Source organism: Pseudomonas sp. MWU13-2517 (genome assembly GCF_023242545.1).
GTDB lineage: Bacteria > Pseudomonadota > Gammaproteobacteria > Pseudomonadales > Pseudomonadaceae > Aquipseudomonas.
Genome location: NZ_JALMFA010000004.1, coordinates 283,898 through 296,397, shown reverse-complemented (window position 1 = coordinate 296,397; position 12,500 = coordinate 283,898). Strand labels below are relative to the sequence as shown.

Annotated in this window: 15 protein-coding genes; 2 read left to right on the top strand and 13 right to left on the bottom strand. The window is 58.3% G+C overall.

Annotation, left to right across the window (positions count from 1 at the left end):
* Positions 1-16 precede the first annotated feature (16 nt).
* Positions 17-223, bottom strand: coding sequence for a hypothetical protein (locus M5B97_RS08240; RefSeq protein WP_060754062.1), 207 nt, complete (start codon positions 221-223; stop codon positions 17-19).
* Positions 224-330: 107 nt separating this feature from the next.
* Positions 331-897, bottom strand: coding sequence for a dCTP deaminase (gene dcd / locus M5B97_RS08235; protein WP_016973172.1), 567 nt, complete (start codon positions 895-897; stop codon positions 331-333).
* A 401-nt stretch (positions 898-1,298) separates the two neighbouring features.
* On the opposite strand from dcd, the gene M5B97_RS08230 reads away from it, so the two are divergent.
* Positions 1,299-1,508, top strand: a complete 210-nt coding sequence (locus tag M5B97_RS08230) for a cold-shock protein (RefSeq protein WP_002554837.1) — start codon at positions 1,299-1,301, stop codon at positions 1,506-1,508.
* Positions 1,509-1,713: 205 nt separating this feature from the next.
* On the opposite strand, the gene rpoS is transcribed toward M5B97_RS08230, so the two are convergent.
* From rpoS to M5B97_RS08190, 8 genes are all read right to left on the bottom strand, one after another.
* A complete protein-coding gene (rpoS, locus tag M5B97_RS08225) occupies positions 1,714-2,718 on the bottom strand; it encodes an RNA polymerase sigma factor RpoS (protein ID WP_123714912.1) in 1,005 nt (334 codons plus the stop codon).
* A gap of 106 nt (positions 2,719-2,824) precedes the next feature.
* On the bottom strand, positions 2,825-3,667 hold the full coding sequence (locus M5B97_RS08220; protein ID WP_123714911.1) for a peptidoglycan DD-metalloendopeptidase family protein: 843 nt from the start codon (positions 3,665-3,667) through the stop codon (positions 2,825-2,827).
* A gap of 208 nt (positions 3,668-3,875) precedes the next feature.
* On the bottom strand, positions 3,876-4,511 hold the full coding sequence (locus M5B97_RS08215) for a protein-L-isoaspartate(D-aspartate) O-methyltransferase (protein WP_169850588.1): 636 nt from the start codon (positions 4,509-4,511) through the stop codon (positions 3,876-3,878).
* A 41-nt stretch (positions 4,512-4,552) separates the two neighbouring features.
* On the bottom strand, positions 4,553-5,302 hold the full coding sequence (surE, locus tag M5B97_RS08210; RefSeq protein WP_123714910.1) for a 5'/3'-nucleotidase SurE: 750 nt from the start codon (positions 5,300-5,302) through the stop codon (positions 4,553-4,555).
* On the bottom strand, positions 5,290-6,348 hold the full coding sequence (truD, locus tag M5B97_RS08205) for a tRNA pseudouridine(13) synthase TruD (RefSeq protein ID WP_248731221.1): 1,059 nt from the start codon (positions 6,346-6,348) through the stop codon (positions 5,290-5,292). Before truD ends, surE begins: the two co-directional genes overlap by 13 nt.
* Entirely contained in the window at positions 6,345-6,818 is a 474-nt protein-coding gene (ispF, locus tag M5B97_RS08200) for a 2-C-methyl-D-erythritol 2,4-cyclodiphosphate synthase (protein WP_248731220.1), read from the bottom strand. Before ispF ends, truD begins: the two co-directional genes overlap by 4 nt.
* A 54-nt stretch (positions 6,819-6,872) precedes the next feature.
* Positions 6,873-7,724 (bottom strand): S-formylglutathione hydrolase, encoded by an 852-nt coding sequence (fghA, locus tag M5B97_RS08195; protein ID WP_248731255.1) that lies wholly within the window; start codon positions 7,722-7,724, stop codon positions 6,873-6,875.
* 82 nt (positions 7,725-7,806) lie between these two features.
* A complete protein-coding gene (locus tag M5B97_RS08190) occupies positions 7,807-8,919 on the bottom strand; it encodes an S-(hydroxymethyl)glutathione dehydrogenase/class III alcohol dehydrogenase (RefSeq protein ID WP_248731219.1) in 1,113 nt (370 codons plus the stop codon).
* Between the two features lie 108 nt (positions 8,920-9,027).
* On the opposite strand from M5B97_RS08190, the gene M5B97_RS08185 reads away from it, so the two are divergent.
* Complete coding sequence (locus M5B97_RS08185; RefSeq protein WP_248731218.1) at positions 9,028-9,924, top strand: LysR substrate-binding domain-containing protein; 897 nt, start codon at positions 9,028-9,030, stop codon at positions 9,922-9,924.
* Between the two features lie 67 nt (positions 9,925-9,991).
* Here the strand turns inward: M5B97_RS08185 and ispD are convergent, their stop codons facing one another.
* From ispD to eno, 3 genes are all read right to left on the bottom strand, one after another.
* Entirely contained in the window at positions 9,992-10,699 is a 708-nt protein-coding gene (gene ispD / locus M5B97_RS08180; RefSeq protein ID WP_248731217.1) for a 2-C-methyl-D-erythritol 4-phosphate cytidylyltransferase, read from the bottom strand.
* On the bottom strand, positions 10,696-10,974 hold the full coding sequence (gene ftsB / locus M5B97_RS08175) for a cell division protein FtsB (protein WP_057723188.1): 279 nt from the start codon (positions 10,972-10,974) through the stop codon (positions 10,696-10,698). The genes ispD and ftsB overlap by 4 nt, the downstream gene beginning before the upstream one ends.
* Before the next feature lie 184 nt (positions 10,975-11,158).
* Positions 11,159-12,448 carry a phosphopyruvate hydratase gene (gene eno / locus M5B97_RS08170; RefSeq protein WP_123714904.1) on the bottom strand — a complete coding sequence of 430 codons (1,290 nt, stop codon included), beginning with the start codon at positions 12,446-12,448 and terminating at the stop codon, positions 11,159-11,161.
* Between the last annotated feature and the right edge of the window lie 52 nt (positions 12,449-12,500).

The following is a 12,500-nucleotide window of genomic DNA, read 5'->3' as shown; positions in this document are numbered from 1 at the left end:
GAGCTGGCCACAAGGCTCAAGCCACCGGTACGGGTGGAGGCTCATCGTGAGGTGGAACTCCAGCAGGCTCGTTAGGCTCATCAGGCTGCGGAGAGTCTGGATCAGGTTGGCCAGGGATACCGCCCGCATAAGCAGGGTCGGCCATCAGGGACCAGGCTAGAACGCCAATCTGGTTAGGCTCAAGCCGGGCGAGTTCGGCGCTGATTCGCGGGTCGATCTTCATAAAGCACTCCTCAAGCATGGCCCGACGTGTTTCACACACGCCGAGGCTGTACACCTAATAGAGTCGATTCCCGCAGACTAATTCCCTTTACGTGTAAGACCTTTCGATCAAGCGCGTGGGAGAGTAACGCCCCGCTGGCCCTGGTACTTGCCTCCACGGTCCTTGTAAGACACTTCGCAGGCCTCGTCGGACTGCAGGAACAGCATCTGCGCCACGCCTTCGTTGGCGTAGATCTTCGCCGGCAAGGTGGTGGTGTTAGAGAACTCCAGGGTGACGTGCCCTTCCCACTCAGGCTCAAGCGGCGTCACGTTGACGATGATGCCGCAGCGCGCGTAGGTGCTTTTGCCCAGGCAGATGGTCAATACGTCGCGCGGGATGCGGAAGAACTCCACGGTGCGCGCCAGGGCGAAGGAGTTCGGCGGGATGATGCAGACGTCGCTCTTGATGTCGACGAAGCTTTTTTCATCAAAGTTTTTCGGATCGACGGTCGCCGAGTTGATGTTGGTGAACACCTTGAATTCATCAGCGCAACGCACGTCATAGCCATAGCTGGAAACCCCGTACGAGATCAGGCGTTCGGCGCCTTCGCCACGCATCTGGCGCTCTACGAAGGGCTCGATCATGCCGTGCTCTTGCGCCATGCGGCGAATCCACTTGTCCGATTTGATGCTCATGGCGGGTGTCCTGAATAGCGAGGTGGAAAAATTCTGTTGGGCATCTTACCGGGGCCGGCCTAAGGGTTCAAAGGGCGTGGGGCTTTTCTTGATGATGCCCTTCCTTACGTGCTGGCCTGTATAAAGCCAATGCCAGCCGGACTGGGGCCTGAGTAGGCGCCGCAGGTGACCGTAAATACCACCGCCAGTCACGAAAATAGAGAAACCTAAGGAAATATCATTGGCACGTTCCAGAAAAAGGGTTAAGGTGACGTCACTGTGTTGCTTGTGTCACTGAGAATCTCTACACGATATGTTGAATTTCGATCCAACCATCTCCAAGAATTTTTCCTGCTCTTTGCACTCAGTCTCGGCCAGGGCATTTCCTGAGTCGCAGTTAACTTTGTCCAAGGAGATACACCATGTCTAATCGCCAAACTGGTACCGTTAAGTGGTTCAACGATGAAAAAGGCTTCGGCTTCATCACTCCACAATCCGGTGACGACCTGTTCGTTCACTTCAAAGCTATCCAATCCGACGGCTTCAAAAGCCTGAAAGAAGGCCAACAGGTTTCTTTCATCGCTACCCGCGGTCAGAAAGGCATGCAAGCTGAAGAAGTTCAAGTTATCTAACTTGTACTGACTTAGTCGAAAAAACCCCGCCCTCAAAGCGGGGTTTTTTTATGCCTGCCATTTGGTGCTGCCGCCGATGCAATGGCCAGGCATAAAAAATGCGGGAGCGGGCTTGCTCGCGAATGCGGTGAGTCAGTCTCTACGTATCTCGACTGACACTTCGCATTCGCGAGCAAGCCCGCTCCCACATCAGGTACTGCGTCGCTTATTGAAACAACGACTCACTCGACAAGCCATTCTTCTCAAGGATCTCACGCAGGCGCTTGAGCCCCTCCACCTGGATCTGCCGCACCCGTTCACGGGTCAGGCCGATTTCCAGGCCTACATCCTCCAGGGTACTGCTCTCGTGACCGCGCAGGCCAAAGCGGCGAATTACCACCTCGCGCTGCTTGTCCGTAAGCTCCGATAACCACTGGTCAATACTTTGGGAAAGATCATCGTCCTGCAACAGCTCGCAAGGATCTGTAGGACGATCATCCGTCAGGGTGTCCAGCAGGGTTTTATCCGAATCCGGACCCAGCGAGACATCGACCGAAGACACGCGTTCGTTCAGGCCGAGCATGCGCTTGACCTCCCCTACCGGCTTTTCCAGCAGGTTGGCGATCTCTTCAGGCGAAGGTTCATGATCGAGTTTTTGTGTCAGCTCACGCGCCGCCCGCAGGTAGACGTTGAGCTCCTTGACGACATGGATCGGCAAACGGATCGTGCGGGTCTGATTCATGATCGCCCGCTCGATGGTCTGGCGAATCCACCAGGTAGCGTAGGTAGAAAAACGGAACCCCCGCTCGGGATCGAACTTCTCCACCGCCCGGATCAAGCCCAGGTTGCCTTCCTCGATCAGGTCCAACAGGGACAAGCCACGATTGACGTAGCGTCGGGCGATCTTCACCACCAGGCGCAGGTTGCTCTCAATCATGCGCTTACGCCCAGCCGGATCACCCTTTTGCGACAAGCGCGCAAAATGGACTTCTTCTTCGGGAGTCAGCAGAGGGGAAAAGCCGATTTCATTGAGGTACAGCTGGGTCGCATCGAGCGCCCGCGTGTAGTCAATGTACTTGTGCTGCTTCAACGCGGTGGAGTTCTTGGATTTGGTGCGAACTGAAGGTGCAGACCCTTCATAATTCGACATCGATTCCGTATCGATGCTGGACTCCATAAGGAGAACCTCATCGTCGATGTCAAACTCCGGCGCTTCTTTACTGAGAGCCATTGTTATAGTCCTTTGGTGAGTTCGACCTCAAGCTCAAGCGACGCCTTTATCCTTGGCAACGCTGGAGCCTGTTCCTTCTACGTGAGGGAACAGGCTGTGCAACACATCAACGACGGGGCAGGAATTGCAGCGGATCTACAGGTTTCCCTTGGCGGCGAATCTCAAAGTGCAGTTTCACCCGGTCTGTACCAGTTGATCCCATTTCGGCAATTGTCTGTCCGACTTTGACTTGCTGCCCCTCCCGAACCAACAGCCTGCGGTTATGACCGTAGGCACTGACGTAGGTATCGCTGTGTTTGATGATGACCAGCTCGCCGTAGCCCCGTAAACCACTCCCGGCGTACACCACTGTCCCATCAGACGCAGCTAAAACAGGCTGTCCCAAATCCCCGGCGATATCAATGCCTTTATTCAAACTACCGTTTGAAGAGAATTTTCCAATCAACACGCCGTTCGAGGGCCATCCCCAACCCGTTGGCGCAGGGCCTGGAGGTGGCAGCGGCGCGGGCGCCGGTTTGCTCGCAACCGTAGGCGCGGCGCTGCCTGCAGGCCGGGTGATGATGGTTGTCTTGCTCGAAGAAGATGGCGAAGATCCGGTGTTTGTCACAACTGTCGTAGGCGCAGAGCCCGTGCGACCATCGAAACGGATGGTTTGTCCCGGATGTATCGTATATGGCACAGGAATACTGTTACGAGCGGCGAGCGCTTTGTAGTCCCAGCCGTAACGGAAGGCGATCGAGAACAACGTGTCGCCCTTTCGTACGACATATTGCCCGGTGGTAACCATGGGTTTTTGCGGCACTGAACTTGCGTTAGTACGGTCGACAACCCGCGCACCACTTGACGGTGAGCTTGAACAGCCCGCCAACAAGGAACTCAAGACAAGGCCAAGCACCAGTCGCTGAAAACTTGTTTTACTCATACGCTGCGCAAGACCTGTGAGACTCACCCGCCGCTCCCTTTGTGGTGGCTGAACATTAACGCCTGTATCAGGCCTGAAATATGACGCAATTATAACTGGGCACTGGATTTTTACCGGCAGACGGATAAAACGAAAAACCCATCATGTTTAATCCGGCTTCCGATCATGTTGACACGATAGACCCCGCCGTAAGACACATCGCCACCAACAGAATTCACTGCCAGCGAATAAATGATCAGGCCAGCGGGCCATTGAGCAAGGGTACAAAGCGCACGGCACCCAATACATGCCGAGAAAAGCCTTCGTCTTCTCGAATAATGAGCATCAATTGTTGCACTTCACCGGAGCCCACCGGGATGACCAACCGCCCGCCAGGCGCCAGTTGATCGAGCAAGGCTTGCGGCACATCGGTGGCCACCGCGGTGACAATGATGCCGTTATACGGCGCCAGGGCCGGCCAGCCTTCCCAACCATCGCCCCAACGAAACACCACGTTGCGCAGGTTCAGTTCCACCAGGCGTTCCTTTGCGCGGTCCTGCAGCACCTTGATGCGCTCCACCGAGAACACCCGCTCTACCAATTGAGACAGCACCGCCGTCTGGTAGCCCGAACCGGTGCCGATCTCCAGCACCTTGTCCAGCGGCCCCGCCGCCAACAACAGTTCGCTCATGCGCGCAACCATATAAGGCTGGGAGATGGTCTGGTTGTGGCCAATGGGCAATGCCGTATCTTCATAGGCACGGTGCGCCAGGGCTTCATCGACAAACAGATGCCGAGGCGTACGTCGGATCACTTCCAGCACCTGGGCATTGGACAAGCCCTCTTCGTACAGGCGCTGGATCAAACGCTCGCGGGTACGCTGGGAAGTCATCCCGATACCACGGCGCAACAGGTCGTCTTGTTCACGCGCCATCAACGCAGCCCCTCGAGCCAACCGTCGAGGCTACTGAAGGCATCACTGAAGGTGCGATCAAGTTGCAACGGAGTAATCGAAACATAACCTTGCATCACCGCATGAAAGTCCGTGCCGGGGCCACCGTCTTCGGCATCACCGGCCGCAGCGATCCAGTACCCTTCCTTGCCACGCGGGTCGACCACCTTCAAGGGCGCCGCCGCACGGGCACGATGGCCCAGGCGGGTGAGCTGGATGCCACGAATATGATCGAGCGGTAAATTGGGCACATTGACGTTGAGCACGGTACGCGGCGGCAACGCCAGAGAACCGTGGGCCTCCACCAGCTTGCGTGCGAAGTAGGCGGCGGTCGCCAGATTATCCAACTGCCGCGAGGCGAAGGAAAAAGCGAACGACGTCCGGCCGAGAAAGCGCCCCTCAAGGGCCGCCGCCACGGTGCCGGAATACAGCACGTCATCTCCCAGGTTTGCACCGAGGTTAATGCCCGATACCACGAGATCCGGCTCTTGATCCAACAAACTGTTGATCGCCAGGTGCACGCAGTCGGTGGGAGTACCGTTTACGCTGATAAAGCCATTAGCCAGAACCTGCGGGTGCAGCGGACGGTCGAGCGTCAGCGAACTGCTGGCGCCGCTCTTGTCCTGATCCGGGGCGACCACCACGCATTCGGCGTAATCCTGCAGCGCAGCATAGAGCGCGGCAAGACCGGGTGCGGTGGCACCGTCATCGTTTGATATCAGAATACGCATGGGTTGTCCGTCGGCCCCACCGGCACCAGATCAACAAGCTCGCGCACCAAGACAGTGGCGAAGCATCCGGCCGGCAGGACGAATTCCAATTGCAGAATGTCAGGTCCGGGATAATGCCACGTCAACCCGCCAATGGGCAGTCGCAGAATGCGACGTTCCTGGCTCATACCGGCCTTCACCAGCCAGTCACGCAGATCGGCTTCACTGGCGGCGACCGCCTGTTCCAAGGCATGAGTGGTCCCCGTGGCGGGCGAGTCACCCTCGCCCCACTGCGGCCCGGTCGGGTGCAGGTCCAGGATGGCCAGGCGCGGATCGCTGCATTCAGCCTCCCCCGCCGGAAAAAAACTGCGGCTGTCGGTAAACGCCAGCAGGTCGCCGACTTGGGCACGCTGCCAGGAACCGTCGGCGACGCGCGCGGCCAGCACTTTGTTGAACAGGAAGCTGCGCGCCGTAGACAACAGCCGCGAACGCACATTGCGCTGCTCCGGCAAGGCTTTACGCGCCGCCCACTCACGGGCGTCCACCACGTTGCCGCCGTTATGACCGAAACGCTGGGCGCCGAAGTAGTTGGGAACGCCGTGCGACGCAATCAATTGCAAGCGTGCATCAATGGCGGCCGTATCGCCTTCCAGTTGCGTCAGGCGCAATGTAAAGCCGTTGGCCGAATGTGCGCCGCGTTGCAGCTTGCGCTTGTGGCGGGTCATTTTGAGAATCTTGAGGGTGTCGTTTTCCGCACTGCTCATGTCCGGGTCGGCCTTCCCCGGCAGTTGCACGCTGAACCACTGGCGAGTCAACGCCTGACGGTCCTTGAGGCCGGCATAACTGACGGTGCGCAACGGCACGCCGGCAGCCTTGGCAATGCGCCGGGCAGCCTCTTCCGTATTCAGGCCGCGTTTTTCCACCCATAGCCACAGGTGCTCACCGTCACCGGTCAGCGGGATATCCAGCACTTCGTCGACCTGGAAATCTTCAGCCGTCGCCTTCAGCACAGCGCGGCCCAACGCCTCGCCGTAGGCCCGCGGGCCCAGCAGTTGCAGGTCATTCATGCGCGCAGCAACAAGGCAACGGAGTGCACTGCGATGCCCTCTTCACGACCGGTAAACCCGAGTTTTTCGGTGGTGGTGGCTTTCACGTTCACTTGATCCAATTCAATGTGCAGGTCAGCGGCGATCAACGCTCGCATCGATTCGATATGCGGGGCCATTTTCGGTGCCTGGGCGACGATGGTGTTGTCGACGTTGCCGACCTTCCAGCCCCTGGCGTGAATCAGGCCGACCACGTGGCGCAACAAGACACGGCTGTCCGCGCCCTTGAACGTCGGGTCGGTGTCCGGGAAATGCTTACCGATGTCACCCAGTGCCGCAGCGCCCAGCAAGGCATCGCTCAAGGCGTGCAGCAAGACATCGCCGTCGGAATGAGCCAGCAACCCATGGTGGTGCGCGATCCGCACGCCGCCCAAGGTGATGAAATCGCCTTCGGCGAAACGGTGCACATCGTAGCCATGGCCAATACGCATAAAAAAACGCCCCGATTTAATTCAGGGCGTGATTCTACCTACTTTTGCCTCACTTTAACCGAGCAAAGCACGACCATGATGTCGCAAATGGTCTTCGATGAAGCTGGCGATAAAAAAGTAGCTATGGTCGTAGCCAGGCTGCAGGCGCAACTCCAGTGGATGGCCGGCGGCCTTTGCGGCTTGTACCAGGGCCTCAGGCTTAAGCTGTACGGCGAGAAAATCGTCACGGTCACCCTGATCCACCAGCAATGGCAGCTTTTCAGTCGCTTCACCGATCAGCACGCAGGCATCCCATTCACGCCACTTTGAGCGCTCCTCACCCAGGTAACGCGAGAACGCCTTCTGGCCCCAGGGGCAATCCATCGGATTGTTGATCGGCGAAAACGCTGACACCGACTGGTAACGTCCCGGATTGCGAAACGCACAGACCAACGCACCATGCCCCCCCATGGAGTGGCCGCTGATGCCACGTTTATCCGATGCGGGGAAATGCGCTTCAACCAGCGCCGGCAATTCCTGCACCACGTAATCATGCATCCGATAGTGCTTGGCCCAAGGTTCCTGGGTGGCATTGAGGTAGAAGCCCGCGCCCAGGCCGAAATCCCAGGCGTTATCCGGATCGCCCGGCACACCCGGCCCACGGGGGCTGGTGTCCGGCGCGACGATGATCAACCCCAACTCGGCGGCTATGCGCTGGGCACCGGCCTTCTGCATGAAGTTCTCGTCGGTGCAGGTCAGGCCGGACAACCAGTACACCACCGGCAGCTTAGTGCCCTGCTCGGCTTGTGGCGGCAGGTAGACAGCGAAGGTCATGTCGCAGCCGAGCACGTGGGAGTTGTGTTTGTAGCGTTTGTGCCAGCCGCCAAAACTCTTTTGGCACGAGATATTTTCCAGGGTCATGGGAATGCTCCCAGTTACAAGCGGCACGCTCCAAGCTGCAAGTAAGGCGCGCTCACTTTCAGCTTGTAGCGTGTAGCTTGCAGCTGCTTCAAAAATGAATGACGGTACGAATGCTCTTGCCTTCATGCATCAGGTCAAACGCTTTGTTGATGTCTTCCAGACCCATGGTGTGAGTGATGAACGTATCCAGCGGAATCTCGCCGGTCTGAGCCATCTCCACGTAGCTTGGCAGTTCGCTGCGGCCATGCACGCCGCCGAAGGCCGAACCACGCCAGACGCGGCCGGTGACCAGTTGGAATGGACGGGTGGCGATTTCCTGGCCTGCCCCGGCCACACCGATGATCACCGACTCGCCCCAGCCTTTGTGGCAGCACTCAAGGGCGGCACGCATCAGTTGCACATTGCCGATGCACTCGAAGGAAAAGTCCACACCGCCGTCGGTCAAGTCGACGATGACGTCCTGGATCGGGCGATCATAGTCTTTCGGGTTGATGCAGTCGGTGGCACCCAGTTGCTTGGCGATTTCGAATTTGGCTGGGTTGATGTCGATGGCAATGATGCGACCCGCCTTGGCCTTGACCGCGCCGATGACTGCCGACAGGCCGATGCCACCCAGACCGAAGATCGCCACGGTATCACCCGGCTTGACCTTGGCGGTGTTGATCACCGCACCGATACCGGTGGTGACGCCGCAGCCGAGCAGGCAGACTTTTTCCAGCGGCGCTTCTTTTGGGATCTTGGCCACGGAGATTTCCGGCAACACGGTGAACTCGGAGAATGTCGAGGTGCCCATGTAATGGAAAATTTCCTGGCCCTTGTAGGAGAAACGCGTGGTGCCGTCGGGCATCAACCCTTTGCCTTGGGTGGAGCGGATCGCCTGGCACAGGTTGGTCTTGCCCGACAGGCAGAACTTGCACTTGCCGCACTCCGGCGTGTACAGCGGGATCACATGGTCACCCACGGCCACCGAGGTCACGCCTTCACCGATCGCTTCAACCACCGCACCGCCTTCGTGGCCGAGGATCGATGGGAAGATGCCTTCCGGATCAGCACCCGACAGGGTGTAGGCATCGGTGTGGCACACGCCCGACGCGACCACCCGCAGCAGCACCTCGCCGGCCTTGGGCATGGCCACATCCACTTCAACGATCTCAAGGGGCTTCTTGGCTTCAAAGGCTACGGCGGCGCGGGACTTGATCATCCGGGTTTCTCCATGGGTTAAAAACTGAGGGAGTGAGTGTAAAACATGGCTCATTGATAAATAATCCAGGCAAAAGCAAAACTTTATTGCCGTACAGGGATAATCAACATGCTGGAAAACCGCTGGGAAGGCATCGATGAGTTTGTCGCCGTCGCCGAATGCAACCAGTTCACGGCAGCAGCTGAACGCTTGGGCGTATCGTCGTCCCACATCAGCCGGCAGGTGGCACGCCTGGAAGAACGTCTGCAGACGCGGCTGCTGTATCGCAGTACGCGCAAGGTGACCCTGACCGAAGCCGGCCAGACCTTCCTGCAGCACTGCCAGCGCTTGCAAGACGGTCGCGAAGAAGCCCTGCGCGCTGTGGGTGACCTCACCAGTGAACCCAAGGGCATGTTGCGCATGACCTGCGCGGTGGCTTACGGCGAGCGGTTCATCGTGCCGCTGGTGACACGGTTCATGGCGCTGTATCCGCAATTGCGCGTGGATATCGAACTGACCAACCGCCAACTGGACCTGGTGCACGAAGGGCTCGACCTGGCAATTCGACTGGGGCGTCTGCAAGACTCGCGCATGGTCGCCAGCCGGCTGGCACCCCGCCGCATGTACCTGTGCGCGTCGCCGTCCTACCTTGCCAGGTATGGCAGGCCACATAGTTTGTCGGAATTGAGTCGGCATAACTGCCTGATCGGCAGCTCGGATATCTGGCAACTGGCTCAGGACGGGCGGGAATTTTCTCAACGTGTACAGGGTAACTGGCGTTGCAACAGTGGCCAGGCGGTGCTGGATGCGGCACTGCAAGGGGTTGGGTTATGCCAGTTGCCGGATTACTACGTGCTTGAGCATTTGCACAATGGCGCGCTGGTGTCGTTGCTGGAGGCGCATCAGCCGCCGAACACAGCGGTGTGGGCGTTGTATCCGCAGCAGCGGCATTTGTCGCCAAAGGTCAGGAAGCTGGTGGATTTCTTGAAGGCGGGGCTGGCCGAAAGGCTGGAGTACATCAGTTGATGGAGCAGCGGTTGAATCTACCGCTATCGAGAGCAAGTTCCCGATAGCGTCGATGCGTTGTCATTGGCTACCTGCGATTCGCCCAGCGCAACCGCAACCACTCCAAATCCTCTGGACGGGTTACCTTGATATTGTCCGAACGCCCTTCAATCAAGCGTGGCGCCTGGCCGGACCATTCCATGGCCGAGGCTTCGTCGGTGATCACAGCGTCGGCCACCAGGCTGTCGGCCAGGGCACGGTGCAACGCCCCCAGGCGAAACATCTGCGGCGTGTAGGCCTGCCAGATCAGGCTGCGGTCGACGGTTTCCATCACCCGGCCATGCTTGTCGACACGCTTGAGGGTGTCCCGGGCCGGTACGGCCAGCAGGCCGCCAACCGGGTCATCCGCCAGTTCAATCAAGAGTTTGTCGAGGTCGTCACGGCTCAGGTTGGGACGCGCGGCATCGTGCACCAACACCCAATCGTCGTCGCCGGCGCCCAGGGCATTGAGTTGCAACAGTGCATTGAGCACCGAACCCGAACGCTCCAGGCCACCGTCCGCACGATGGATACGAGCGTCAGCAGCACACGCCAGCTCGGGCCAATAAGGATCATCAGAAGCAAGACTGACCACCAGGCCCTTGAGCGATGGATGGTCGAGAAAACAGCCAAGGCTGTGTTCGAGAATTGTGCGCCCGCCCAGTTGCAGGTATTGCTTCGGACGGTCAGCGGCCATACGGGCACCGACGCCCGCGGCAGGAATCACGGCCCAGAAGGCCGGTAAACAGTAACTCATTGGGCCAACTGGTAGAGGGTTTCACCCTCCTTGACCATGCCCAACTCATGACGAGCCCGTTCTTCAACGGTCTCCGTACCTTTTTTCAGCTCAAGCACTTCGGCATCCAGGACGCGATTACGCTCCAGCAGACGTTCGTTTTCGGCGTGCTGGTCGGCAATCTGCTGGGTCAGTTCTTCTACCTGTGCAAAGCTGCCATTACCCACCCATAGGCGGTACTGCAGGCCAGCCAGCAACAAGAGCAAGACGAGGAACAACCAATTGGGACTGCGCATCGAAATCCGGGTATCCAGTGAAAAAAGCCAGCCATGTAGAACTTTTGCAGCAACTGATAGCACGAAGCCTGGAAGAACCAGGCTTGTGCTAGATAGCCATCAGATTAGCGTCGAAATACACACTGTCGTATTTTTTCCGACGCAACCCGACGACTTTTTACCATGCTTTAGCATCAAGTAGCGATCAGCCGCGAAACTCACCGCGACCGTTGTACTTGGCTTTACCTGCCAGTTGCTCTTCGATACGCAGCAATTGGTTGTACTTGGAAACACGGTCGGAGCGGCACAGGGAACCGGTCTTGATCTGGCCCGCCGAGGTGCCCACAGCCAGGTCGGCAATGGTCGAATCTTCGGTTTCGCCGGAGCGGTGGGAGATCACGGCGGTATAGCCTGCCGCCTTGGCCATCTGGATGGCTTCCAGGGTTTCGGTCAGGGTGCCGATCTGGTTGAACTTGATCAGGATCGAGTTGGCGATCTTTTTGTCGATGCCTTCTTTGAGGATCTTGGTGTTGGTCACGAACAGGTCGTCGCCCACCAGTTGGATTTTCTCGCCGATCTTGTCGGTGAGGACTTTCCAGCCAGCCCAGTCGGACTCATCCAGGCCGTCTTCGATCGAGATGATCGGATAGCGCTCGGTCAGGCCTTTGAGGTAGTCGGCAAAACCTTCGGAAGTGAATACGTGACCTTCGCCGGACAGGTTGTATTTACCGTCCTCATAGAACTCGCTGGCCGCGCAGTCCAGGGCCAGGGTCACGTCGGTGCCCAGTTTGTAGCCAGCGTTGGCCACGGCTTCGGAGATCACTTTCAGTGCATCTTCGTTGGACGCCAGGTTCGGTGCGAAACCACCTTCGTCACCCACGGCAGTGCTCAGGCCACGGGCCTTCAGTACAGCTTTCAGGTGATGAAAAATCTCGGTGCCCATGCGCAGGCCTTCGGAGAACGTCTTGGCGCCAACCGGCTGAACCATGAACTCCTGAATATCGACGTTGTTATCGGCATGCTCACCACCGTTGATGATGTTCATCATCGGCACTGGCATCGAATACACGCCCGGCGTGCCATTCAGGTTGGCGATATGGGCGTACAGCGGAAGATCCTGGTCCTGGGCGGCAGCCTTGGCAGCAGCCAGGGACACGGCGAGGATGGCGTTGGCGCCCAGGCTGCCTTTGTTTTCAGTGCCGTCGAGCTTGATCATCGCGTGGTCCAGGGCTTTCTGGTCCAGCGGATCCTTACCCAGCAACAGGTCACGGATCGGGCCGTTGATGTTGGCTACAGCCTTCAGTACACCTTTGCCCAGGTAACGGCTCTTGTCGCCATCACGCAGTTCCAGCGCTTCGCGCGAACCGGTGGAAGCACCGGACGGCGCGCAGGCGCTACCGATGATGCCGTTATCGAGAAGCACGTCGGCCTCGACGGTGGGGTTGCCACGGGAGTCGAGAACTTCACGACCTTTGATGTCGACGATTTTTGCCATTGTTGTAAACACTCCAAAGTTGACGAAAACGACGCAGCTGAAGGAAAACTTT